Origin of the sequence: Proteus mirabilis HI4320, assembly GCF_000069965.1 — a bacterium.
GTDB lineage: Bacteria > Pseudomonadota > Gammaproteobacteria > Enterobacterales > Enterobacteriaceae > Proteus > Proteus mirabilis.
In genome coordinates, this window is record NC_010554.1 from 929,277 (window position 1) to 955,630 (window position 26,354).

Annotated in this window: 21 protein-coding genes; 15 read left to right on the plus strand and 6 right to left on the minus strand. The window is 39.5% G+C overall.

Annotated elements, in window-relative coordinates:
* Positions 1-12 precede the first annotated feature (12 nt).
* Positions 13-2,946 (minus strand): autotransporter domain-containing protein, encoded by a 2,934-nt coding sequence (locus PMI_RS04145; protein ID WP_012367759.1) that lies wholly within the window; start codon positions 2,944-2,946, stop codon positions 13-15.
* A 317-nt stretch (positions 2,947-3,263) separates the two neighbouring features.
* Positions 3,264-4,913 (minus strand): alpha-keto acid decarboxylase family protein, encoded by a 1,650-nt coding sequence (locus PMI_RS04150; protein WP_012367760.1) that lies wholly within the window; start codon positions 4,911-4,913, stop codon positions 3,264-3,266.
* Positions 4,914-5,062: 149 nt separating this feature from the next.
* Between PMI_RS04150 and PMI_RS04155 the strand changes: the two genes are divergently transcribed.
* The gene (locus tag PMI_RS04155; protein ID WP_004247816.1) at positions 5,063-5,956 is read left to right on the plus strand and encodes a LysR family transcriptional regulator; all 894 of its coding nucleotides are present in this window, start codon (positions 5,063-5,065) and stop codon (positions 5,954-5,956) included.
* 217 nt (positions 5,957-6,173) lie between these two features.
* Positions 6,174-7,943, plus strand: a complete 1,770-nt coding sequence (dld, locus tag PMI_RS04160) for a D-lactate dehydrogenase (protein ID WP_004247070.1) — start codon at positions 6,174-6,176, stop codon at positions 7,941-7,943.
* Positions 7,944-8,024: 81 nt separating this feature from the next.
* Here the strand turns inward: dld and sbcB are convergent, their stop codons facing one another.
* Complete coding sequence (sbcB, locus tag PMI_RS04165; protein WP_004247817.1) at positions 8,025-9,455, minus strand: exodeoxyribonuclease I; 1,431 nt, start codon at positions 9,453-9,455, stop codon at positions 8,025-8,027.
* A 419-nt stretch (positions 9,456-9,874) separates the two neighbouring features.
* Between sbcB and PMI_RS04170 the strand changes: the two genes are divergently transcribed.
* Both PMI_RS04170 and tmaR read left to right on the plus strand, forming a co-directional pair.
* Positions 9,875-11,137, plus strand: a complete 1,263-nt coding sequence (locus PMI_RS04170) for an MFS transporter (RefSeq protein ID WP_004251857.1) — start codon at positions 9,875-9,877, stop codon at positions 11,135-11,137.
* Between the two features lie 260 nt (positions 11,138-11,397).
* A complete protein-coding gene (gene tmaR / locus PMI_RS04175) occupies positions 11,398-11,736 on the plus strand; it encodes a PTS system regulator TmaR (RefSeq protein ID WP_004247073.1) in 339 nt (112 codons plus the stop codon).
* 173 nt (positions 11,737-11,909) lie between these two features.
* Here tmaR and rne read toward each other — a convergent pair whose 3' ends face one another.
* Positions 11,910-15,431: a ribonuclease E gene (gene rne / locus PMI_RS04180; protein ID WP_012367761.1), complete on the minus strand. Its 3,522-nt coding sequence runs from the start codon at positions 15,429-15,431 to the stop codon at positions 11,910-11,912.
* 531 nt (positions 15,432-15,962) lie between these two features.
* On the opposite strand from rne, the gene rluC reads away from it, so the two are divergent.
* Complete coding sequence (gene rluC / locus PMI_RS04185) at positions 15,963-16,916, plus strand: 23S rRNA pseudouridine(955/2504/2580) synthase RluC (protein WP_004247076.1); 954 nt, start codon at positions 15,963-15,965, stop codon at positions 16,914-16,916.
* 106 nt (positions 16,917-17,022) lie between these two features.
* Here rluC and PMI_RS04190 read toward each other — a convergent pair whose 3' ends face one another.
* Both PMI_RS04190 and PMI_RS04195 read right to left on the minus strand, forming a co-directional pair.
* Positions 17,023-17,421: a hypothetical protein gene (locus PMI_RS04190; protein ID WP_004247077.1), complete on the minus strand. Its 399-nt coding sequence runs from the start codon at positions 17,419-17,421 to the stop codon at positions 17,023-17,025.
* A 44-nt stretch (positions 17,422-17,465) separates the two neighbouring features.
* Positions 17,466-18,065, minus strand: coding sequence for a Maf family protein (locus tag PMI_RS04195; protein ID WP_004247078.1), 600 nt, complete (start codon positions 18,063-18,065; stop codon positions 17,466-17,468).
* Between the two features lie 141 nt (positions 18,066-18,206).
* Between PMI_RS04195 and yceD the strand changes: the two genes are divergently transcribed.
* The 10 genes from yceD (at position 18,207) to mltG (ending at position 26,353) form a co-directional block, all read left to right on the plus strand.
* Positions 18,207-18,740 (plus strand): 23S rRNA accumulation protein YceD, encoded by a 534-nt coding sequence (gene yceD, locus PMI_RS04200; protein ID WP_004247079.1) that lies wholly within the window; start codon positions 18,207-18,209, stop codon positions 18,738-18,740.
* Positions 18,741-18,745: 5 nt separating this feature from the next.
* Entirely contained in the window at positions 18,746-18,916 is a 171-nt protein-coding gene (gene rpmF, locus PMI_RS04205) for a 50S ribosomal protein L32 (protein ID WP_004247080.1), read from the plus strand.
* A 24-nt stretch (positions 18,917-18,940) separates the two neighbouring features.
* Positions 18,941-19,978 carry a phosphate acyltransferase PlsX gene (plsX, locus tag PMI_RS04210; protein WP_012367762.1) on the plus strand — a complete coding sequence of 346 codons (1,038 nt, stop codon included), beginning with the start codon at positions 18,941-18,943 and terminating at the stop codon, positions 19,976-19,978.
* A gap of 4 nt (positions 19,979-19,982) precedes the next feature.
* Entirely contained in the window at positions 19,983-20,936 is a 954-nt protein-coding gene (locus PMI_RS04215) for a beta-ketoacyl-ACP synthase III (protein WP_004247821.1), read from the plus strand.
* A 19-nt stretch (positions 20,937-20,955) separates the two neighbouring features.
* A complete protein-coding gene (gene fabD / locus PMI_RS04220) occupies positions 20,956-21,888 on the plus strand; it encodes an ACP S-malonyltransferase (RefSeq protein ID WP_012367763.1) in 933 nt (310 codons plus the stop codon).
* Positions 21,889-21,896: 8 nt separating this feature from the next.
* The gene (gene fabG / locus PMI_RS04225) at positions 21,897-22,631 is read left to right on the plus strand and encodes a 3-oxoacyl-ACP reductase FabG (RefSeq protein WP_004247085.1); all 735 of its coding nucleotides are present in this window, start codon (positions 21,897-21,899) and stop codon (positions 22,629-22,631) included.
* 157 nt (positions 22,632-22,788) lie between these two features.
* Positions 22,789-23,025 (plus strand): acyl carrier protein, encoded by a 237-nt coding sequence (gene acpP / locus PMI_RS04230; RefSeq protein WP_004247087.1) that lies wholly within the window; start codon positions 22,789-22,791, stop codon positions 23,023-23,025.
* A 74-nt stretch (positions 23,026-23,099) separates the two neighbouring features.
* The gene (gene fabF / locus PMI_RS04235) at positions 23,100-24,341 is read left to right on the plus strand and encodes a beta-ketoacyl-ACP synthase II (RefSeq protein WP_004247823.1); all 1,242 of its coding nucleotides are present in this window, start codon (positions 23,100-23,102) and stop codon (positions 24,339-24,341) included.
* A gap of 144 nt (positions 24,342-24,485) precedes the next feature.
* On the plus strand, positions 24,486-25,313 hold the full coding sequence (gene pabC / locus PMI_RS04240; RefSeq protein WP_012367764.1) for an aminodeoxychorismate lyase: 828 nt from the start codon (positions 24,486-24,488) through the stop codon (positions 25,311-25,313).
* Positions 25,314-25,330: 17 nt separating this feature from the next.
* Entirely contained in the window at positions 25,331-26,353 is a 1,023-nt protein-coding gene (mltG, locus tag PMI_RS04245) for an endolytic transglycosylase MltG (RefSeq protein WP_004247090.1), read from the plus strand.
* Position 26,354: the final 1 nt, after the last annotated feature.

Below are 26,354 nucleotides of genomic sequence, written 5' to 3' on the forward strand. Positions count from 1 at the left end.
TTTTGTTTATAGTTAGAACGCGATAGAGAGTTTCATATCAATACCATTATCGTGCTGATTTCTTGCCGTTAGTCCGCTGTATCCAATTGAGACTTTTGATGTCTCATTAATTTGGATAGTCGTTCCAGCTTTTACCACCAGTGCATCTCGAGCAGCATCAACACTATTTGCTATAAATGTAGGCTGGGTTTGTGTGAAACGTAAATGGATCCCTCGTTCTACATCGTTATATTGGTGTCTCCAGCCTAGCTCACCATAGAGAGAACCCCTTGATTTACTGTTAAATTTCCATTGGTTATTTAAACGTAGCCCTGTAGTGGAGGTGGTTGACTCTAGAGTTTGCGAATGGGCTTGTAAGGCTGCTCGTCCACCTTGCTCGTTAATGGTGGCGTTTTTTGTTTTGGCATATTCAAAATTAACAAAAGGCTCTAATTGTGTATCAGAGAGGGTGATGGGATAAGCTGCTTCAATAAAAATTTGGCTAGTGTTCCCATTGTAATTCGCCTTATTTTTATCTGACTGTACACCATAGTTGACCGATTTTGTTGTATGGATACGATGAAAGGTATTAGATGCACCAGCACGTAACACGATTGTGTCAAAATCATAGCCACCATAGAGTGATAAGTGGTAATTTTCGCTATTTGCGTGACTGTTATCACCAGATAGTGAGGTTTTGGTGACCCCTGTTGCAATACCAAGCAGCATTTTATCGTGACTAACCCGCTGATCTGCACCTAATAGTACGCCATAGGTGGAAGCATCATAGCTATTTGCATTGCCATCATTGGAAGTCTTTTCCCAATTAGAGAGAATTTTAGCCCAAACATGACCTTTGTTACCTGCACTTTCTTTCTCTCTATTAATTATTTCTGCATTTTTAATCTGAGAGAGGAGTGTTTCTTTTATTTGCCGGCTATTGTTGAGTTGGTTAGATAAGATATCCGCATGAATTTGACCTGTTAATTGATTATAGGCAGAGCGGGCATCATTCCCTGTATCCATTCTTATAATGCTTTCATAAATAGGATGTCCCAAGGGTAATGCGTCTATCGCATTGGCGATTGATAGTTGGTTTTTTGTTTTAGCCACACTTGAAAAGGCGGTGTTATTTCTTCCGACATTTAGTATTACTGAATTTTTATCGTAGGACAGTGTGGTACCTAAAAAAAGATAGTTTGGATTTACATCAGTAAATTGACCATTAACACCGTGATCTGCCGTTAAAATGGTATATTTTGTGTTATATAAACTTTGAACATCATCTTTTGTTAGCAGATTTTGGCTATTTTCAAGCGATACATTAACCATTCCACCATTCAGTGTCGCGGTACCCAAACTGATTATTTTATCGCTATCACCTTGTGAATTTATTTCAACATGGTAGTTGCTACCAGAATTAAAAATAACAGTATCATCTATATTAATTGTACCTATTGAATGACCCGGTGATACGATGCCTCCTGAATAAACGGCCAGCTTATTAATTTTTCCTTTACCAGAAAGTATCCCTTTGTTATTGATATTGACTTGAGAATCAACGCTCCCACCATTTAATAGCAATGCTCCTTTGTTGACATCTAGTAAAGTGTTTAGTGTTCCTTCAAGAAGCAATGTACCACCATTAATGGAAGAATTTTTTGCATAGTGGTTTTCACCAGTGAGCAGTAAATGACCCTGATTAACTTCAATGCCAGCAAAATGGTTATTGCCTGATAAGATCAAGGTGCCATTACCTTGTTTGATTAATTTGCCAGGCCCACTAATATCATTTTTCCATTCATCAAGTTGACCAAATTCAGCAAAGTCAAATTCATTAGTTATTTGATTAACAATAAAATGATTGTAGAAATAACTAGGGCCATTATAGGCTTTCGGGAGATTAATTAATCCCCAATTGGCGTTTGGATCATCTTTGTTTGCAGCCCAGCCAGCCAATGAATTACTCGGGTAGGTGGTACTCGCTAAGATAGATTGTCGTTGCTCTCTGGTTAAATAGGCAAAGCGTAAACGCAGTAAAGCGTTGGCAGATGTTGGTATTTCATTAGGGGTAATGCGTGGTGCAGGTTCTGGATCTTTGGTTGCGTAATAACCTGTTTCATCGTTAGTGATTGTTGTCGAGGTCGTTAAGCAATGTGGATTTTTGCATTGGCTAGCAACATTTTGGCGGACTTCTTTGGCAAGCTCTACAAAAGTGCGGGTGGTGTCATCATCTGCAAGCATTTGTGACAGCAGGTAATAATTGCCTATTCTGGATGCAATGGTATCTGTTGCGAAGTGTGCCCCGACAATAACTCGACTTTCACCATATTCTATTGCTCTGGCAAACATTTCACTGCCCTTTTCAGGGAATAAGATGGATAACACTGCAGCTTGTTTGTATCCGTTCCACGTATGACCACTGGGATAAGATGAGCCTGTTATAGTGGTGTAGTTATCAAGATAATGACCTTCTTTATCAAGTACTTGATAAGGTCGGCCACGTAAAAAAAGTTCTTTTAAGATAAAATCTATCGAGCGTACTCTTTTTTTGTTTGTATCATAAGCATAGGTGCCTGTGCTATGTAATTTATTGAGATCTTGATAAGCTTGAATATCGCTAAAGTTGATCGATCTAGCCTTATCACCAAATAAAATATTAGCATAGGTATTAAACACATAAGTATGAGACTGTGACTTATCTGCTTCGGCAAGTTCTCTACGTTCGCCGGTAATGGCTTGATAATTATTGCTGATTATTCTATCTAATTCGGCGGTTCTCGATCCTTTTTGAGGGCTAGTTGTGATAACACCATTTTTGATCTCATCTAACCAATAATTACGTTGGTCGATAATTCGTTGTTTGGTTTGTGAAATATTGGTTTCAGACCATGTTGAATGGGAAAAAAGTAAAAAAAAGCAGCTTAACGAGGTAGGTATTACGATATTTTTCATAAAATAAGCCATAATCTCTAAAAAATTGAGAGCTAATTTATATTAGCAATGTTTAATTTTTATGACAGGCATTATTATATTAGAGATATTTTCTAAATTGTTTTGCAGTAATTTATTCAGCGTTTTTTTTATTATTTTTACTAACATTATATGATAGTTTGAATATAGTGTGATCAATGTAGTAAAAAATATCGGTATATTCTCTATATTAAAAATAAAAATTAGAGTATGCCGATGATTTAAATTATACCTTATTTATTAAGCAAATTAGCTAAGCTTTATCTATTTTGTACTGTTAAATGCTTAATTAGTTATTCTACTTATTCATTTTAGAATGAATATAATGAACTTTTTGATTCTTTTAATTTTTGCGCTAATTCAGAGGCCTCATATCGCTCTGTGACTATCTCAATATAAGATGCGCTATTTGTTAGTGCGGCTTTATTTAACGCATTATCTAGTCCACTTGCTGTAGTTACTTTTTCACTATACCAATCTGTTGCACCAAAGGCTTGCGGTAACTGATGATAGTTCCACTGAGCTAAATCATTATAATAAGCTTCGGGGTAATCACATAATAATCTCTCTATTAAATAACCATCGTTATTTAATACTAGAATAATAGGTTTTAAACCGAAACGAACAAATTGACTAATTTCTTGTACTGTTAATTGATGAGAGCCTTCACCGGTAATTAAAATAATGCGTTTTTCTGGTGCCGCTAATGCAGCGCCTAATGCAGCCGGTGTTGCCCAACCAATAGAGCCCCATAGTGTTTGGTTATGAAATTGTGCACCTTCAGGTAATAAAGCGAAGCCTAATCCCATGGATGAGGTTCCTGTTTCTGCAATAATAATATCATTAGGCTTAAAGAATTTTTCTAAACGAGGATAGAGATATTGTGCTGTAATTTTATCATTATCAGATGCAACCGCTTCACCTAATCCTTTCGCTGTTATTTTATGATAAGTTTTATTTGGTAGTCGTTGGGTTAATTCAGAAAGAATATCTGTCATATAAACGCAGGAGTAGATCACAGAATCAATTTCAACATAGTCTGGCATGATACTGATAAATTGTTCTGATTTCATATTAGCAGTGAAACTGCCTGTATTAAAGTCAGTCAGTAATGTACCGATCCCTAATATATATTCACTACTTTCAACAAATTCTCTGACCTCTGGTGTCATTAATTGTCCGTCATACATACCAACATATTGCGCGTTAGATTCACTTAATATGCTTTTATCCATAAACATAGTGGCATAAGGTAAACCTGTTTTATCAATAAAATGCTGGATTTTATCTGTTAACCCTAAACGTGCAGATAAAAAGCCTGGTAATACACAGACATTATTGCTGTGGGTGAGTTTCTCAATGATTGCTGATACTGCTTTTTCTAATGTTGCTTTATCACTTGTTGGCTTTTGTGGTGCGGTAACAGATAACGGCGCTACTACTTGGCTATTAGCATAATCTGAAGGTATACCAATATAAACAGGACGACGCTCTTTTAATGCCACATCTATTACGCGCTCCATTTCTTCCACACAATTTTCGGGTGTTAAAATAGTATGAGCGCAAGCAAGGCGCTGAGCAATCTGATAAAAAACATCAAAATCACCATTACCTAAAGTATGATGCACAAGGCGTTTACTTTTTTGTACGCCACTTGCTGGCATGCCAACTAAATGGAAAATCGGTAAATTTTCAGCATAGGCACCGGCAATAGCGTTAATCGCACTTAATTCACCTACGCCAAAGGTAGTGGATAATGCTGCCATACCTTTAATTCGGGCATAGCCATCTGCAGCATATGCCGCATTTAATTCATTACAGTTACCAATCCAACGTTGTTGTTGGTTGTTGCAAACAGTGTCTTCAATAGGGAAGGCGTAATCACCAGCAACACCAAAAATATCTTTGATACCTAAATCATATAATCGGTCTAAAACGTACTTAATAACTGTGTTTGTCATATAATCTCCAGAAAATCTGAAATAATAATCTACTAAATGATAGTAAAGTTCTTACATTATGCTTAATGTTCTATCGCTAATTTTGTTTTTAAGGAAATGGTTTATTATTATTGGGGGTATAACCAAAAGTAATAAGGTAAAAATTATTTATGGATATTCGTGTTTTACGCTATTTTATTGAAGTTGTTCAATTAAATGGATTTAGCCGAGCCGCTGATGCTTTATTTATTACACAACCAGCCATTAGTCGTAGCATTAAAAAATTAGAGGATGAATTAGGCACTGTTTTATTAATAAGAGAAGTGGATGGGGTAAAATTAACTGATGACGGTGCTATTTTATATGAGCATGCAAAGCAGATCCTCGCTCAATTTAATAGTATGAATAAAGCATTAAATGATAAAGATGAACCTTTAACAGGCGCCTTAAATGTCGGATTACCTCCTGTTATAGCCTCAACCTATTTTGCTGATATTATCATGGCGTTTAGCTCTCGCCATCCCAATGTTGAACTTAAAATTTTTGAGCTGGGCACCAAACAGATGGAAGATGCGATGTTAGAAGGCACGGTAGAAACTGCGGCAGTGATGTTACCTTTTAATGATAAAGATTTTGAATTAACCATTTTTTCAGAAGATCACTTGATGTTATTAGTAGCACAATCCCATCCTTTGGCTAAAGATAAGAAGGTTAATTTTAAACAGCTTATTACAGAGCGGTTTATCTTTTTTTCAGAAGATTTTCGTATTAATGATTTGGTACGTAGTGCTTGTGGGATTTATAACACTGAACCACAAATTGTGGGGAGAAGTAATCATTTAGATTTAATTATTGCAATGGTTAAAGCCGGTGTCGGGATCACACTGTTGCCTAATAGCATGTGTAATAAATATCCTATCGATGATTTAGTGGTTATTCCCATTACTTCCCCTAGGTTATCTTATCAATTAGCTTTAGCCACCAATCAAAATAGTTACCAAAGCCGTAGTTGCCAAGCATGGAATAAATTAGCAATAGAGAAATTAATGAAAGAGAATATTTAATCATGGAATGATAAATACGCTTTGTAAAAAGCGTTTTATTAATGGTAGCTATAATTATTTTATCAAACTAGTGGCTAATTTATTGTGATTAACTTGCTCACAATGGTATAAAAGTGGTTATATTGATAATACATTTCTTTTTATCTCATTATTTTTAAATAAAAATTAAACTGTGATAAATAGAAAAATCAGACAAGACAGGAATAGGATAGGGACAATGAATGAGAGTAGCAGCTCCACAAACCAGCATTTTATTCGTAAGTTAGAAGGTATTGTCGGTAAAAAACATGTATTAACCCAAGAGCATAAAACAGAGCGATATCGTAAAGGGTTTCGTTCCGGACAGGGAAAAGCGCTGGCAGTGGTATTCCCCGGCTCTTTATTAGAACAGTGGCGTATTTTTAAAACCTGTGTTGAAGCCGATAAAATTATTATTATGCAAGCGGCAAATACTGGGTTAACAGAAGGTTCAACCCCCAGTGGTGATGACTATGATCGTGATATTGTTATCATCAGTACCTTGCGCCAAGATAAAATACAAGTTCTTTCTGAATATAACCAAGTTATTGCCTTTCCTGGCAGTACATTATGGCACTTAGAAAAAGTATTAAAGCCATTAGGAAGAGAGCCACATTCAGTGATAGGGTCTTCTTGTATTGGTGCTTCGGTGATTGGAGGCATTTGTAATAACTCAGGGGGGGCATTAGTGCGCCGCGGTCCTGCTTATACTGAGTTATCTCTTTATGCCCGTGTTAATGAACAAGGTGAAGCAGAGCTTATCAACCATTTGGGAATTGATTTAGGTGACACTCCGGAAGAGATATTAACCAATCTGGATAATCGACATTATCATGCGAAACAAATTCATGCGACGGATAAACTGGCATCTGATCATGAATATAGTGAGCGAGTACGTGATATTGATGCAGATACACCATCTCGATTTAATAATGACGAAAGACGTCTCTTTGAAGCGGCGGGAAGCGCCGGTAAGCTCTCTGTTTTTGCCGTGAGATTAGATACTTTCCCTGCTGATCATCGCACACAAGTTTTCTATATTGGGACCAATGATCCTGATGAGTTAGAAGATATCCGTCGCCATATTCTCAGTCAATTTAAGGTATTACCCGTTGCGGGTGAGTATATGCATCGAAGTTACTACAAGATGGCAGAAGTTTATGGCAAAGATACTTTTTTAATTATTGATAAGTTAGGTACAGATAAGATGCCAGCATTATTTGCTATTAAAGGGCGTGTTGATGCTGTTCTTAATAAAGTGCCATTTTTACCTAAGAATCTAACTGATAGAACAATGCAATTGATGAGTAAGTTATGGCCTGCTCATTTACCTGCTCGTATGACAGAATATCGCGATAAATATGAGCATCATTTAATGCTAAGAATGGCGGATAGTGGTATAGAAGAAGCCTCAACTTATTTAAAAGAATATTTTAAACATGCCACGGGGGATTATTTCGAATGTACAGAAGAAGAAGGTAATAAAGCCTTTTTACATCGTTTTGCCGCCGCGGGTGCTGCGGTGCGTTATCATGCCGTTCATATTAACGATGTGGAAGATGTGCTACCTTTGGATATTGCATTGCGTCGTAATGATCGAGATTGGTTTGAAAAACTGCCTCCTGAAATAGAAAACCAATTGCTCTATAAATTGTACTGTGGTCACTTTATGTGTCACGTTATGCATCAAGATTATATTATTAAAAAAGGTGTTGACGCTAAGGCGCTTAAAGCACAGATGTTAGCCTTACTAGACAAACGTGGTGCGGAATATCCAGCAGAGCATAATGTAGGGCATCTCTATTATGCAAAACCGCAATTAAAAGCGTTTTATAAACATAACGATCCGACAAATAGCATGAACCCAGGCATTGGTAAAACCTCAAAATTAAAATATTGGGGAGAAGAGTGTGGTTGCGGGCATAATCATAATCAAGCTGAAGTTAATCATATAGAAAACAAAGAATAAGTTTTTTATTCTCTGACAGCTAAATATAATAAAGGCAGGGAAACCTGCCTTTTGCGTAATTTAATTGCTTATCTGATGTTATTAACTCGCAATTTCTTGAGCATATAAATATAGCTCTTGCAGTTGTTTTAGCTTTTCTTCGTTATCGCTATGTTCTTCTGCTAACAGCTGAATGGTATTGATATATTCAGTCAGCTTTTCTGGCGTTAATTGCTCTTTTCTATGCGCTAACCAACGTTGTTGTTCATCATAAGTTAATGTGGCTGGGAAGTTTCTCGCACGGTAACGGAAAAACAGCGGCTCCATACGTGGATCTTCAAAAGTTAAATTAAGTGCTGGTAAGTTTTGTGGCTGTGTTGAGCGAATAATTTCCATCGCGCTACGATCATTATCGCTAAAAAAGCCATTGTATAATTGAGCATCAACATCATCTGCAGGGGTAAATGGTGTTTGCTGAGCAAAAATCTCGACGACTTTATTGCGGATCTCAGGATTAGACAGCAATATTGCTTGGTTATTTAAACAATTATCAATATCTAATCCAATTCTATCGGCATCTTGAGATCTGAGGGTATTTTTAGGTGCAACGATAGGGCATTTATTAATATGCAGTAATTTTATCGGAACTGGTGGCTCATCGGCAGATAACTCACTGCGAGGAGTATATAAGCGCTCACGCAATTGCTCTGAAGTGAGGGTTAATAAAGGGGAAATATCCGCAGCTAAATCACAAACAATCACCGCATTACGATTATCTGGATGCCAAGCTAAAGGAGCTACAAGGCTTAAATTAGAACGCGCTGCACCAAACATACCAGAAACATGCACAAGCGGCGTCATGGTTGGGATATCTATCAGTGCTTGTACTTTACGTTTATCACGTAAATTAAAGAAATAATCAAACATACGAGGTTGCGCTTGTTTGAGTTTTTTTGCCATCGCAATAGTTGCATAAACGTCTGACATGGCATCATGCGCATTTTCGTGGGAGATCCCATTTGCTTTAGTTAATAGCTCAAGGCGAAAACTCGGAAAGCCATCATCATTCTCAGGCCAATTAATTCCCTCAGGACGCAATGCATAACATGCACGTAAAACATCAAGTAAATCCCAACGTGAATTTCCTTTTTGCCAACTATAGGCATAGGGATCATAAAAATTACGGTATAAGATATTTCTGGTGACTTCATCATCAAAGCGTAAATTGTTATAACCCATAATACAACTGTTAGGCTGGCTAAAGGCTTGATGAATTTGGCGAGTAAATTCAGCTTCTGATACACCATGCTTTAGTGCTATTTGTGGTGTGATCCCCGTTATCATGACGGCTTCTGGCTGAGGTAAGTAATCATCATTCGGTTTGCAATAAATGACCAGAGGATCTTCAATGATATTAAAATCCATATCTGTTCTGACACCGGCAAATTGCGCAGGGCGATCCATCGCAGGATGCGTACCAAAGGTCTCGTAGTCATGGATATAGAAAGTGGGGGTATTAGCTGAATTTGACAAGGTTTCCTACCGTAATTTATCTGCTTAATTAATTGATTTTTAAATGAGTTTTAAAGCATTAAACCTTGCACTATTGAGTTGCATCGGGTTTAAACAATGGATATAACGACAAAGTTTGATTGATGATAGTGTCACAAATATCAAATTGTTAACAATGCTTAACTGCGATAAAAGGTATGGTAAACCATATTGACTAAAACGTGAAATATCTAATGAATAAGAAATAAAAGGAGCATAGCGTTGAGTATAGGGAGAACCTCGTTTAATGGGGATATACAAATAGCGATCTATCGCACATAACTTATATGTTAACGTTAACTTTAGTGCGTTAAATCACATAATGGTAAATATTTTCTACGTTATAAATAGAGTTAACGTTAACATTCTGGTCGCAAAATGACTTTATAAGGCGCTTAACAATGAATAAAGATGCTAAAAAATACTATGTGATCTTAAGTGCGTTGCTATTTTTCTTCTTTTTTACATGGTCTTCATCGTTTTCATTAATCTCTATTTGGTTACATCAATATGTTGGACTTAAAGCAACAGATACTGGTTTGATATTCTCGGCTATATCATTGATTGCTTTATGTGCCCAGCCACTCTATGGCTTTATTCAAGATAAACTGGGTTTACGCAAAAATTTACTGCTGGTTATCGCGGTATTGCTTATTTTATCGGGGCCTTTTTTTCTTAGCTTTGCGGCAATATTGCGCTGGAATATTTTTATTGGCTCTATTCTCGGAGGGCTCTATGTAGGAATGACTTTTAATGCCGGGATCGGCGTTTTAGAATCTTATACTGAGCGTGTTAGCCGTATTCGTGGTTTTGAGTATGGCAGGGCGAGGATGTGGGGCTCTTTGGGATGGGCATCGGCAACTTTTATTGCTGGGCATAATATCAATATCGATCCTAACTATAACTTTTTTATGGCATCGATAGCGGGGGTGATCTTCTTAATTCTGTTGGCGTTACTAAAAACAGATAAACCAGATGCTTTTAATCAATTAGAGCATGGTAAACCTTCTGCACTCACCATCAATGATGCATTAAACTTACTGTCATTACCGCGCTTTTGGGCATTAATATTATTTGTGGTCGGAACCTGTATTTATAGCGTCTACGATCAACAGTTCCCGGTTTTCTTCTCTTCACAATTTGCATCATTACAGCAAGGTAATGAGATGTACGGGTATCTTAATTCCTTACAGGTTTTCTTAGAAGCGGGAGGAATGTTTGTTGCGCCTTTCTTAGTGAACAAAATAGGGGCGAAAAACGGTTTATTATTGGCGAGTAGTGTGATGGCTGCGCGTATTATTGGTTCTGGATTAGTTGAAGGGCCGATAATGATCTCTTGTATGAAGTTATTACATGCCGTTGAGCTTCCTATCCTGTTAATTTCTATTTTTAAATATAACAGCCAACATTTTGATAAGCGTTTATCTTCTACATTGTATTTAGTCGGTTTCCAATGTGTCAGTTCCATTGTGGCAACATTGTTATCCCCATTAGCGGGTTATGGCTATGATCATTACGGTTTTGCCCCTACGTATATGGTGATGGGATGTATGGTAGTCGGTACTACGTTACTTTCTGCTGTGTTGTTACGTGCTGACTCGAAAGCATTACCACAACATGATATGACTGATCTCGATAGTAACAATAAAGCTCAACCGATTTAAGCGGGTAGGCATTAGCTATTACAGCGCTGCTAGATAATTTTTATGGCTACCATTCGTGAGTGGTAGCTTTTTTTATCGATTTTATTTAGGTTTACGAATATCGGCTGATTGACTATATTGAATAGAGCGTATCATTCTAATCTACTGTTTATTAAGCCAAATCAATTAAATTTATAAACTTTACTTGTTTATTGACACGATTAAGCGATAATCTTAAACAGTACTATTTTTCTTAAATATCAATTGTAAAGGTGTAGGAAATGGATAACGCAAGCAAGCCGTCTTTCCAAAACGTACTGGAGTTTGTGCGTATGTATCGTCGTAAAAACAAAATCCGTCGTGAGATCACTGACAATGAGAAAAAGATCCGTGATAACCAAAAACGTGTTCTTTTATTAGACAACTTAAGTGAATACATTAAGCCTGGTATGTCAATTGAAGATGTACTCGGTATTATCGCTAATATGCGTAGTGACTATGAAGATCGTGTAGATGATTACATCATAAAAAATGCAGATCTCTCTAAAGAGCGTCGTGAATTGTCAAAACAATTAAAAGCGATGGGTGAAATTAAAAATATTCCTAATATTAAAAATTAATTATATTAGCTGGCAAATCCAAAGGCCTCTGAATGGTTGTTCAGAGGCCTTTTTTTTCGTTTTTTCATCATAGTTATGGTCACACAAGCCATAAAACAAAAGAGCCTGCTAATTAACAGGCTCTTGGATTAACAACGGATATTTTATCGCGTTATATTATTGCTTCTTTTCTCTTATGACTCACTATGCGTTGACGCTTTAGTCATTTCAGATGAAGCATGATTAGTTGAACAATGACCACCCGCACCGCTACGGCCTTGCTTATCAAAGGCTGGACGTGCATCCCATGCTTTGATTTCAATTGCTACAGGCGCATCTGTAGATGCCGGAGCTTTCGTCATTGGCGAGCTGGCATGTAACTGGCGTACTGTTGGCTCTTGACGAATAACGGTCACTTTAGCTGGCTGCTTAACTTCAACCGATACGACTTCGGTTTCCGTTTTAGTTTCAGCAACAGGCTCGGTCACTTCAGGCTGTGTTTCTACAGGCGTAGATTGAGAAGCAGTTTGCTCTACATGCTGCTCAGCCGCACATTCAGTTGATGCTTGGGTTGTTGCTGGCATCTCAGGTACAGGCGCTTGCGTTGTCATGTCACTATGGGTGTCTTCACTAGCGGTTTCATGATCAGCATTAGCTATGACTTTATTATGAGTGGTTTCTGTTTTCTCTTCGGCAACATCTGCTTGCTCAGTCACTTCATGTAGATAAGCTTCCGTTGTATTTAATACCGCAGAGATATTCTCTTTACGAGTAACATGCTCTTGGGTATTAACGTCAGCAATAACGTTGTTAACAGCGTTTTCTTCTACATGATCGGCAGTTGACTCATTAACATCAGCAGTCGTTTCTTGCGGTGCAATCGCGACAATTTCAGCTACAGCTTCAGTGGTTGATTCAGTACTAACTGTGACCGAATAAGTCGCTTCAGTTGCTTCAGTATTTGCTGTTTGAGCCTGAGCAACATCTGCAGCAATGGTTTCTGATACTTCTGGTGCAATAGCAACCATTTGTGGATCTTTATGAGTAATGAAGTTTTTAGCAACTGTATTGTCAGTGCTATTTTCAACATTATTGTCAACAAATGGTGCATCACTAATTGGTGTGACAGGGTAATGAATACATACTTTACCTGACGCAAGCTCTGGAGAAGCTACGGCCATCGTTAGCGGCATAGGGGAGACTAATGTACGTTCATCACGATAACGGCGACGACGTTGCCCACTAACACGTAAATGACGAGGTGAACGGCGAGAGCGACGTGGCATCACATTTTCTTGTTGGCCCGCATTCTCTTCTTTTTTCACTTCTTCTTGTGCTTTTACAGTATCAGTTAACGCATTAGCAGAAACTTGTTCTTGCTCATCTTTAACCGTCGCTACTGGTTTCGCAACTTGCTGTTTTTCTGATGATGGTAATTGACTAACCACTGTCGCTGGTGGCTCAGAAACCGGTGAGTCGCTCACAGCAACATCAATAGCGGGTGTTGCGACAGCATCAGTAACACGAACAGATTGCGTTAATTGACGGCGAGCACGACGAGGCATAACAGGGCGACGAGGTTCTTCTTTCTTCTCAGCCTGTTTTGCTGCATTGTCATTTTCCGCTGTATTTTGTGCGGCTTTCGCAGCTTCTTGTTGTTGCTGACGTTTTTCTTCCTGACGACGACGTTGTTCTGCACGTTGTTCACGGCGTTGTTGACGACGGGCTTCACGTTCAGCGATTTCTTGCTCATTACTGACTTCAGTATTGGCATTTTGCGCTTTCTGATTACGGTTCTTACGATTTTCTTCGCTCGTTACGTTATCGCGATTGCGCTCGTGGTCACGATTGCGATCATTATCGCGTTCACGGCGGTTATTATTGCGACGATTGTTATTATTTCGGCGCTCACGACGGTTTTCATTATTCTCTTTTTTGCTTTCTTGCGGTTTTTCTTCAACGACAGGCTCTGGCTGACTCGCAAATAAGTTAGAGAAGAATTTTGCAATAGCACTAAAGAATCCACCACTCTCTGTTGTTTCGCTTTTCTTCACCTGTTTAGCTGGAGTTGGTGCAGATTTTTTCTTATTGGTGGTGTCAGCGCTATTATCTTGTAATGCAAAAGCGGATATCGCCGGTTGCTCTGGCGCTTTACGCTCAGGTACGGCTTCATCTTCTGCTTCATTTAACTGAGTTTCGTGATATTGCGCTAAATTGTAGCTTAATGAAGAGATCTCTTCGCCCTTGCGCACACGAATAACTGAGAAATGCGGTGTTTGCATTTGATCATTAGGAACAATCACTACTTTGACATTGGCTTGGCGCAACTCAATATCGGTGACGGCCTTACGTTTTTCATTGAGCAAGTAAGAGGCAATTTGTACGGGCACAATAGCGTGTACTTCATGAGTATTTTCTTTTAATGCTTCTTCTTCGATAAGACGCAATACAGAAAGAGAAAGTGACTCATTATCACGGATAGTCCCGGTGCCTAAACAACGCGGACAAACATGATGGCTTGATTCACCTAATGAAGGACTTAAACGCTGACGTGACATCTCTAATAAGCCGAAACGCGAAATGCGACCTATTTGAATACGTGCGCGATCTTGGCGCACAGCCTCACGCATTCTATTTTCCACTTCACGCTGATGACGAACAGGGGTCATATCGATAAAGTCGATAACAATCAAACCACCAAGGTCACGTAGACGGAGTTGGCGCGCAATTTCATCAGCAGCTTCTAAGTTAGTGTTAAAGGCTGTCTCTTCAATATCGCCACCTCGTGTTGAACGAGATGAGTTAATATCGATAGCGGTTAATGCTTCTGTTGTATCAATAACCAGAGCGCCACCCGAAGGTAAACGGACTTCACGTTGGAAGGCTGATTCAATTTGAGATTCAATTTGGTAGTGACTAAATAGTGGTACAGCCCCTGTGTAGTGGCGAATTTTGCTAGCAAAGTCACCACGACCAATGGCTTCAATATGGCTACGAGCCATTTCAACTACTTTAGCGTTATCAATTAAGATCTCACCAATATCTGGTCGTAAATAATCACGGAAAGCACGTACAATCACGTTACTTTCTTGGTGGATCAGAAAAGGAGCAGGGCGGCTTTCCGCTGCTTTTTTGATAGCATCCCAATGTCTTAAACGGTAGCTTAAATCTTGTTGTAATGCTTCTGCGGATTTACCCACACCTGCAGTACGAACAATTAATCCCATTCCATCAGGAATATCAAGGCTAGATAATGCTTCCTTTAATTCAGTGCGATCTTCCCCTTCAATACGACGAGAAATACCGCCAGCACGAGGGTTATTTGGCATTAATACCAAATAGCTACCTGCAAGGCTAATAAAGGTGGTTAAAGCTGCACCTTTATTTCCGCGCTCTTCTTTATCTACCTGTACGATTACCTCTTGACCTTCTTTTAAAACATCTTTGATGTTAGGACGACCATGTGAGTGATAATTACTAGGGAAATATTCGCGGGCAATTTCTTTGATAGGAAGGAAACCGTGGCGTTCCGCACCATAATCAACAAAAGCGGCTTCTAGACTGGGTTCAATTCGGGTGATTTTACCTTTATAGATATTGGCTTTTTTTTGCTCATGTCCGGGGCTTTCGATATCCAGATCATACAAACGTTGCCCATCAACAAGGGCAACACGCAACTCTTCCTGTTGAGTCGCGTTAATTAACATTCTTTTCATATTGTGACTTACTCGTTATTTTCACGTTTTATAATGTGCCACTGACATACGTAATTACACTATTGATAACCGATGACCTCGTGTCTTTTACAAAGGCGTCAACCTCACGGTTGTCGATTGTATAGAGGTGCAATTTGTCGGTGAGTCTGATTTTCAGTTCTAAAATTCAGCACTCTTTAATTGAGACGTAATGTGCCAACTCAATAAGTGATGTATTTATGGCATACTAAATTGTTTGATATTCGACTATGTCTTACGCCATTGCTGCATTTGAATATCAAACAAACAAAATTTCATAAATATACCTGATAAACTTAATCAGGAGAGTCTGCATTATTCCATTGGTGTTGGGGTTATAGCAAGATGACTTTTCCGCTTTGGTGACTTTTTCTGTATAAATATGAGAGATTAGTTAATGTTTCGTCTTTTTCCCATTAATCAGGTTAAAATAGGCACCCAATTTGATGTTATTTTGTGCACCAATAATTTGTTTGTCATTTTTTATTTTAAGAGAGCTAAAAAATCGCCACTATGAAATCATTTAATCAAGTTCAGTTCGTCACCATTGATGGCGATGAAGCAGGCCAGCGTATTGATAATTTTTTACTGGCACGCTTAAAAGGTGTACCGAAAAGTATGATTTACCGAATTATCCGCAAAGGTGAAGTTCGGGTTAATAAAGGGCGCATTAAGCCTGAATATAAATTAGCTGCAGGGGATAGCATTCGTATTCCTCCTGTCCGGGTAGCAGAAAAAGAAGAACATGCGGTATCGCCTAAGTTAGAAAAAGTATCAGCACTTGCTGAGTGTATTTTATATGAAGATGAACATGTGATGCTGATTAATAAGCCATCAGGGACGGCAGTACATGGTGGTAGCGGACTCAGTTTTGGTGTGATTGAAGGTTTAAGGGCATTGCGCCCAGAAGCGAGATTTCTAGAATTAGTGCATCGCCTTGATAGAGATACCTCAGGGGTATTGTTGATTGCTAAAAAGCGCTCAGCCCTGCGTTCACTACACGAACAGCTAAGATTAAAACAGATGCAAAAAGATTATTTAGCCTTAGTACGTGGTCAATGGCAATCTCATACAAAAGTAGTACAAGCCCCTTTATTGAAAAATATCCTACAAAGTGGTGAGCGGGTGGTTAAAGTAAGTAGTGAAGGTAAACCATCAGAAACACGCTTTAAGGTAGAAGAGCGCTTTGAATTTGCGACCTTAGTTAAAGCAAGTCCTGTCACGGGACGAACTCATCAAATTCGTGTCCATACATTACATGCCGGCCATCCTATTGCTTTTGATGATCGCTATGGTGATCGTGATTTTGATACACAATTAGCTTCAACCAAGCTTAATCGTCTCTTTTTACATGCGAGTTCATTAACCTTTATTCATCCCTCAACAGGGGAAAAAATGCGTATTGAAGCGCCGATGGATAAAACGTTACGTTACTGTTTACAAGTATTACGCAATCAAAAATCTTAATACTACTGTTTTCAAACTAGCAAAGTGGGAGAAAATTTTTTCCCACTTTGTTTGCAAATGATTTACCGTTGTCGTCCTAGAAAATAGGATCAGTATCCAGCCAAGGTTATTTGGTGATGGTTGATATACATTGCTCAACAATTTTATCGATATTCCACTCTTTCGGTAGCGATTTAGAGCCGTCTTTTCTCATTTCCATATCAACACGAATAAATTCGGTCATACCATAATCTTTGATGATGTTGTCGTAAGTACAGCTACAAACTTCGGTAATTTGTGGTATTAGTGCATCATCAGTCACACCAGAACCGAGTATGCAACTACTAATAAAGTTCTTTTTAAATGAAGATGCACTTTCATCTTCTTTTTTGGGATCAGTATTTTGGGCAACATTACTACTGTTGTCTGCTTTTACGGCTGAATTGTCAGGTGCTTTCTCATCAGAGCAACCTACTACCGATGCCGTAAGGATTAAAGCTGCCAAAATTGATGCTAATTTATTCATAATACGCTTTATCGCTAAATAAGATTAAAATAAGACAATCACGACTATTCCTGATTATCTGTGGAAAGTAATGGGTTAATTCTTTGTGAGAGTAACATTTTATTCAATCGGATAAGTGGTAATCCGATTAAAGAATTTGGGTCATCACCGCTTAATTTATCGAACAGAGTAATTCCTAACCCCTCAGATTTGAAACTTCCTGCGCAATAAAACGGCGTTTCTTTATTTAAATAGCCGATAATTTCATCATCGGTTAAATGCCGAAAGTGAACTTGAAATAATTCACAATGACTTTCATAGGCTAATGTTGAGCTATTATATAAAGTTAATCCAGTATAAAATGATACACATTGACCGGATGCTTGTTTTAATTGTGCAAAAGCGTTTTCAAAGTTAAGGGGCTTACCCGTAATTTTTTTATTGAGTACACAAACCTGATCTGAACCAATAATTAAGTGATTTGGGTATTGTACCTCTAAAGCACGCGCTTTTTCATAGGATAAACGAGTGACTAACGCTTGTGCACACTCTGTGGGCAAAGGGGTTTCGTCAATGTTTGGGGAGGCCTGTATAAAGGGCATTCCAAGCTTTTTCAGAAGCTGAGCTCGGAAGGGCGAAGTCGACGCAAGAACCAGTGGCAACATATTTTTTATAAAATCCGTAGCAAAATGATGCCCGACATTCTAAACTATGCGCCGCTGATAAAGCGAATTTTGGTGGAAAGGTGTAGATAACCCGCCTTTTTCTTTGACTATATTCCATTACAAAGATAATATGCGCGCCTTATGCAAAAGGTAAAATTACCCCTGACCATTGATGCGCTGCGAGCAGCACAGAAGAATTTAGACTATGACGGTCAATATTCCTCTGAGCAAGTTAGCCGCTTAGCTGAATCGGTGGTCAGTGTGGACAGTAATATTGATGTGGCTTTATCATTTGATATTGACCATCAACGTTTGGCAGTCATCAAGGGGCATTCCGATGTGGATGTCACTTTAGAGTGTCAACGTTGCGGGGGCCATTTTCCCTATCATGTTCACACAACATATTGTTTTAGCCCTGTTGTTAGTGATGAACGGGCTGAAGCATTACCGGAAGAATATGAGCCAATCGACGTAGACGATTTTGGTGAAATAGATTTGCTGGCGATGATTGAAGATGAAATAATCCTCAACTTGCCGGTGGTTCCGGTACATGATTTTGAACACTGTGAAGTGTCCGACGCGGAACAAGTGTTCGGTGAACTCCCTGAAGAATTATCAGAGAAGCCGAATCCATTTGCCGTATTAGCCAGTTTAAAGAAAAGTACTAAGGAGTAAGGTCAATGGCCGTACAACAAAACAAACCAACTCGTTCTAAACGTGGTATGCGTCGTTCTCATGACGCACTGACAGCAACTCATGTTTCTGTTGACAAAACTTCTGGTGAAACTCACCTGCGTCACCATGTAACTGCTGACGGTTACTACCGTGGCCGCAAGGTTATCAACAAGTAATTAGCTTTATAGCTCGTTGATACTTTGACAAATCTAACCATAGCGTTAGATGCGATGGGCGGGGACTTCGGTCCTCGTATCACAGTGCCTGCATGTTTGCGGGCGCTGGCATCTAATCCTCATTTAAAAATATTGCTGGTGGGTCAACCAGACTCTATCTCTCCTCTGCTTGCAAATCAAAATGCTGAGCTAATCTCCCGTTTACATGTTATACCGGCTGAACATATTGTCGCCAATGATGCCAAACCTTCACATGCTATTAGAGCAAGTAAAGGCACATCAATGCGCGTGGCACTCGATCTGGTGAAAACAGGGGAAGCACAGGCATGTGTAAGTGCAGGTAACACCGGTGTGTTGATGGGGTTAGCAAAACTTCGGCTAAAAGCGATTGATGGAATAGAACGTCCTGCATTGGTTTCTGTGTTACCTAATCAGAAAAAAAGCAAGACCGTCGTTCTTGATTTAGGCGCGAACGTTAACTGTGATAGCCAAATGTTAGTTCAATTTGCTGTTATGGGTGCCGTGATGGCAGAAGAAATTGCAGGTATACATTCACCTAAAGTGGCACTTTTAAATATTGGTGAAGAAGAGAGTAAGGGATTAGATAATATCCGCGAAGCCGCCACCGTTCTTAAGGCGACACCAAATATAAACTATATTGGTTATGTGGAAGGTAACGAGTTACTGACCGGCAAAACAGATGTGTTGGTGTGTGACGGCTTCGCAGGTAATGTTTCCCTTAAAACAATGGAAGGGGTGATTAGAGTCTTCCTTTCATTGATTAAATCTTCTACTGGTGACAATAAAAAAACGTCGTGGTGGATGAAATTATTGAAGAAATGGTTACAAAAACGCCTAAATAAGCGTTTTGGCCATATGAACCCCGACCAGTATAACGGTGCTTCTCTGTTAGGATTACGCGGTATCGTCATTAAAAGCCATGGTGGCGCAAATGAAAACGCGTTTACAGCAGCAATAGAACAGGCTGTTCAGGCCATTGAGCGACAAATTCCAGAACGAATTGCCTCACGTCTGAATACAGTATTACCCAAGAGTGATTGATAGTATGTATACAAAAATCTTAGGTACTGGTAGTTACTTGCCTGTACAAGTGCGAACTAATGCCGATTTAGAAAAAATGGTTGATACATCAGACGAGTGGATTGTCACCAGAACAGGTATTCATGAACGTCGTATCGCAACAGAAGAAGAAACTGTTGCCAAAATGGGTGCGAGTGCCGCTGAGAATGCATTAGAAATGGCTGATATTGATAGACAAGAAATTGGCTTAATTATCGTTGCCACAACATCAGGCTCTCATGCGTTTCCGAGTGCGGCATGTCAAATTCAACACGCCCTCGGTATTGCTGATTGTATCGCGTTTGATGTTGCAGCCGCGTGCTCAGGATTCGTTTACGCGTTAAGTATCGCTGATCAATTTATTAAGGCTGGCACGGTGAAACAAGCTTTAGTGATTGGTGCTGATCGCTTATCACATGCGTTAGATCCTAACGATCGCGGTACAATTATTCTTTTCGGTGATGCTGCTGGTGCCGTCGTTGTCGGTGCTTCTGAAGAGTCAGGTATTATTTCTACACATTTACATTCTGATGGGCGTTTTGGTGAGCTGTTAGCTCTGCCTTATCAGGATAGAGAAAATCAAGACTTACCTGCTTATGTCACCATGGCAGGGAATGAAGTCTTTAAAGTCGCAGTTCGTGAACTTGCCCACATTGTGGATGAAACATTAGAAGCGAATCATATTGATAAATCGGAACTCGACTGGCTTGTGCCTCATCAAGCAAATTTAAGAATTATTTCAGCAACAGCCAAAAAGCTGGATATGACAATGGATAAAGTCGTGGTGACATTAGATCGCCACGGTAATACGTCAGCAGCATCCGTTCCTACAGCATTAGATGAAGCTGTAAGAGACAATCGCATTCAACGTGGGCAGTTAATTCTGTTAGAAGCGTTTGGTGGCGGCTTTACTTGGGGCTCTGCACTTATCCGTTTTTAATATTATCAGGAAAATAAACATGACTGATTTTGCAATGGTTTTCCCTGGACAGGGATCACAAGCGATTGGAATGCTTGCAGAACTTGCCGAGCATTATCCAATAGTGACAGAAACATTTGCTCAAGCATCTGATGTATTGGGTTATTCTCTTTGGGATTTAGTGCAAAATGGTCCTGAAGAAGAGTTAAACAAAACATGGAAAACACAGCCGGCATTATTAGCAGCATCCGTTGCTATTTGGCGAGTATGGCAAGAAAAACAAGGCAAAATGCCACAAATGATGGCAGGTCACAGTCTTGGTGAGTATTCTGCTTTAGTCTGTGCTGGCGTAATTGATTTTGCTGCGGCGATTAAACTAGTAGAATTGCGCGGTCAATTAATGCAAGAGGCTGTACCTGCAGGTACTGGCGCCATGTATGCAATTATCGGATTAGATAATGATGCTATTGCAAAAGCTTGTGAAGATGCGGCTCAAGGACAAGTTGTCTCACCTGTGAACTTTAACTCACCCGGTCAAGTGGTGATTGCGGGTAATAAAGAAGCCGTAGAGCGTGCAGGGGCATTATGTAAAGAAGCTGGAGCGAAACGTGCGTTACCTTTAGCGGTAAGTGTGCCTTCTCACTGTGCTTTAATGAAGCCTGCTGCAGATAAGTTAGCTGTTGCATTGCAAGAAATTGAATTTAAACAACCTGAAATTCAAGTTGTTAATAATGTTGATGTGAAAGCACAAACCGATGCTAATGCTATTCGAGATGCATTAGTTCGTCAGCTTTATAACCCAGTCCGCTGGACTGAAACGGTTGAATTTATTGCTGGTAAGGGCATCACACAATTATTAGAAATAGGACCCGGTAAAGTATTAACTGGTTTAACGAAACGTATTTCTAAAGAGATGAACGCTGCAGCAGTTAATGATATTGCATCATTAGACGCTGCATTAGGAAATGACTGAGGGATCTCATGGGATTTGACGGAAAAATAGCGCTAGTTACTGGTGCAAGCCGTGGTATTGGCCGTGCGATTGCAGAAAAGCTAATAGCATGTGGTGCTACCGTAATTGGTACAGCAACGAGTGAAAACGGTGCTAAAGCGATCAGCGAATATTTAGGCAATAAAGGTAAAGGTTTTGTGTTAAACGTCACAGAAACTGACTCTATTGAAAAATTTTTAGCTGATGTGCGCGCGGAATTTGGCGAAATTGATATTTTGGTCAATAATGCAGGTATTACTCGTGATAACCTGTTGATGCGCATGAAAGATGATGAGTGGCAAGATATCATTGACACTAATCTTTCATCAGTCTTCCGTCTGTCTAAAGCAGTTATGCGTGCTATGATGAAAAAACGTTATGGTCGCATAATTACTATTGGTTCAGTAGTTGGAACCATGGGTAATGCTGGACAGGCAAACTATGCGGCAGCAAAAGCGGGTGTGATTGGTTTTAGTAAATCATTAGCACGCGAAGTTGCTTCCCGTGGCATTACGGTAAATGTTGTTGCTCCTGGCTTTATCGAAACTGATATGACCAGAGCGTTAACAGAAGACCAAAGAGCCGGTATTTTATCTCAAGTGCCAGCTAACCGTTTAGGTGATGCCAAAGAGATTGCCAGTGCTGTAGCTTTCTTAGCTTCTGATGAAGCAGGCTATATCACGGGTGAAACATTGCATGTCAATGGCGGCATGTACATGGTCTAATTACGGGGACGTCTTTATATTTGCTTTTTGCGTACAATATAATGCAAAATATAGCGAATAAAGTAGTCCACACAGTCGGGATTGGTTAGATCTTTTCCTGTATTTATAAACTAAGAAAATCATCGCGCAAGCGAGTTTTGATAGGAAATTTAATAGTATGAGCACTATCGACGAACGCGTTAAGAAAATCATTGTTGAACAACTGGGTGTTAAAGAGGAAGAAGTTGTGAATTCAGCTTCATTTGTTGATGACTTAGGCGCTGATTCTCTTGACACAGTTGAGCTGGTAATGGCTCTGGAAGAAGAATTCGATATCGAAATCCCAGACGAAGAAGCAGAAAAAATTACTACAGTTCAAGCTGCTATTGATTACGTTGAAAACGCAGGTAAATAAGCTTGCTAATCTAGGCGGTCACTCGACCGCCTATATTCTTAATCCTAAACTTTTTCCCTCCTTGGAGGATAAGCGTGTCTAAGCGTCGTGTAGTTGTGACCGGACTAGGCATGTTATCTCCTGTCGGTAATAACGCAGAAGCTTCTTGGAAAGCTGTGTGTGCCGGACAGAGTGGTATCGGCCTTATCGAAGAATTTGACACCAGTCATCATGCGACTAAATTCGCAGGATTGGTAAAAGATTTCAATCATGAAGATTACAATCTTTCGCGTAAAGATGCGCGCAAGATGGATCTCTTTATTCAATATGGTATTGCAGCAGGTGTTCAAGCCATTGCGGATTCAGGTCTTGAAGTAACAGAAGCCAATGCAAGTCGTATCGGAGCTGCTATTGGTTCTGGTATTGGTGGCTTAGGCCTTATCGAGGAAAATCATTCATCATTAATCAATGGTGGCCCTCGTAAAATTAGCCCATTCTTTGTTCCTTCAACCATCATTAATATGGTTGCTGGCCATTTAAGCATTATTTATGGCTTACGTGGACCGACCATTTCTATCGCAACTGCATGTACATCAGGTGTGCATAATATCGGGCATGCCGCTCGTATTATCGCTTATGGTGATGCTGATGTGATGTTAGCGGGCGGTGCTGAAAAAGCAACAACACCATTAGGTGTTGGTGGTTTTGGTGCAGTACGTGCATTATCAACACGTAATGATGATCCTCAAGCGGCAAGTCGCCCATGGGATAAAGATCGTGATGGTTTCGTGTTAGGTGATGGTGCAGGTGTGTTAGTCCTCGAAGAGTATGAACACGCTAAAGCACGTGGCGCTAAAATTTATGCAGAAGTTGTTGGCTTTGGTATGAGTAGTGATGCTTACCATATGACCTCTCCTGCAGAAAATGGTGCGGGTGGTGCACTTGCAATGGAAAACGCATTGAAAGATGCGGGTATTACCGCTGCTGATGTCGGTTATATCAACGCGCATGGTACTTCTACTAATGCGGGTGATATTGCAGAAGCGCAAGCTGTTGAAACGGTATTTGGCAAAGGGACTGATGTATTAGTTAGCTCAACAAAATCGATGACGGGTCACTTATTAGGTGCTGCCGGGGCGATTGAGTCTATCTTTACTATTTTGTCTTTACGTGACCAAATTGTACCGCCAACAATCAATCTTGATAATCAAGATGAACATTGTCACCTTGATTTCGTACCACATAAAGCGCGTAAAGTTGAGAACATGGATTATGCACTATGTAACTCATTTGGCTTTGGCGGTACCAACGGTTCGATTCTCTTTAAGCGTGTGTAAACCGCTTATTCGCGTATTGAATTAGTCTAAAGACCCAGACGTCATGCTGGGTCTTTTATTTTATCTATAGCTTTGTCCTTTTACATTAACTTGTTTATCATGTACAAAAAATATCAATAACATAGATTATAAATAAGGTGTTTGATGTATTGGGTAAATGGACAACAGCAACAAAGCATCAATGTGAGTGATCGCGCGGTACAATTTGGTGATGGCTGTTTTACAACACTTGCCGTTGAACAAGGTAAACCTATTCTATTATCTGCTCACCTTAAGCGTTTACAACGCGGTTGTGATGCACTGTTTTTACCCTCACCAGACTGGCAATGGTTAGCCAGCCATCTTCTACAAATAGCGTCCACAATCACTGAAAAAAGTGTTATTAAGGTGATTATTAGCCGCGGAAGCGGTGGGCGAGGCTATTCATCGAAAGGCTTTGACACACCCACAGTGATCACATCCTGCTCAACTTACCCGTTTTATTATCATAACTTACAAAAGCAAGGGGTTTCTTTAGCCATTAGCCCAGTGAGATTGGGACAAAATAGTTTATTAGCCGGTATCAAGCATCTTAATCGCTTAGAGCAAGTGCTGATTAAACACCATTTAGAAACAACCCCATTTGATGACATGTTAGTGTGTGACAATGAAGGATATTTAGTTGAAGCGAATGCCGCAAACCTTTTCTGGCGTAAAGGAAATCAATTAGTTACCCCGGATATTAGTCTTTCGGGTGTGAATGGGATCATGCGCCAGCAGGTATTAGATTTTGCGCAACAATTGGACTGGGATATTCACATTGTGCGAGAAAAACCGCAAACGCTCTATCAAGCAGATGAAATTTGGTTAACCAATGCACTGATGCCCATTATTCCCGTAAAACAGATCTATTTTTCAGATGATAAGCACTATCAATATCGCGATAGAGACGCTTACCATGTTGTTTTACAACACTGTTTGTCACTGACTTAACGTTTGATGAGTTATAAATGAAGATAAAAAAATTAGTTTGGATAGCCTTTTTTGCATTATTGATTAGCGCTGGCGCAGCCACATTATATATTATGCAAAGCCTTCGTGGGTTAGAGAACAATGTTGTGGTAAAGCAAGATGAAATGCTGCTTACTGTTCCGGCAGGAACAGGGCGTATTGCGATGGAACAATTGCTTATTAAGAATAATCTTCTTAAACAAGGAGATTATTTTCAAATTTTATTAAAAGTAAAACCAGAACTCAGTCAATTTAAAGCAGGGACTTATCGTTTAACAAAAGGTATGACACTGCGAGATGTTTTGCTGTTAATAAAAAGTGGCAAAGAGGCGCAGTTTACGATTCGATTTATCGAGGGTAGCCGTTTAAGTGATTGGCAAGCTATTTTTGATAAAGCTCCTGAGTTAAAGATTGTCGCAAATGGTATGGAAAGCGATAAGTTACGCCAAGAAATAGGAATGAAGCCTGAAATTACCCATCTTGAGGGTTGGTTTGCTCCTGATACTTACCATTACACCGCAGGCACGACGGATATCGCCATTTTAAAACGTGCTTATCAGCAAATGGAAAAAACATTAGAAGAAGAGTGGCTAAAACGCGATAGTGATTTACCCTATAAATCTGCCTATGAAATGTTGATTATGGCATCGATTATTGAAAAAGAGACAGGCATTGATGCAGAAAGAACCAAAGTGGCCTCGGTGTTTGTTAATCGTTTAAAACGTAATATGCGCTTACAAACTGATCCCACTGTGATTTATGGGTTAGGTGATAAATATCGCGGTACAATTTATCGCAGTGATCTTAATGGCTATACGCCTTACAATACCTACCAAATTGATGGGCTACCGCCAACACCGATTGCTATGCCAAGTGTTGCTTCCATTAAAGCCGCAGCACATCCTGCGGATACACGTTATCTCTATTTTGTCGCAGATGGCACTGGGGGGCATAAATTTTCTACAACGTTGGCGGAGCATAATAAAGCCGTCGCACAATACCGACGCTTACAACAAAGATAAT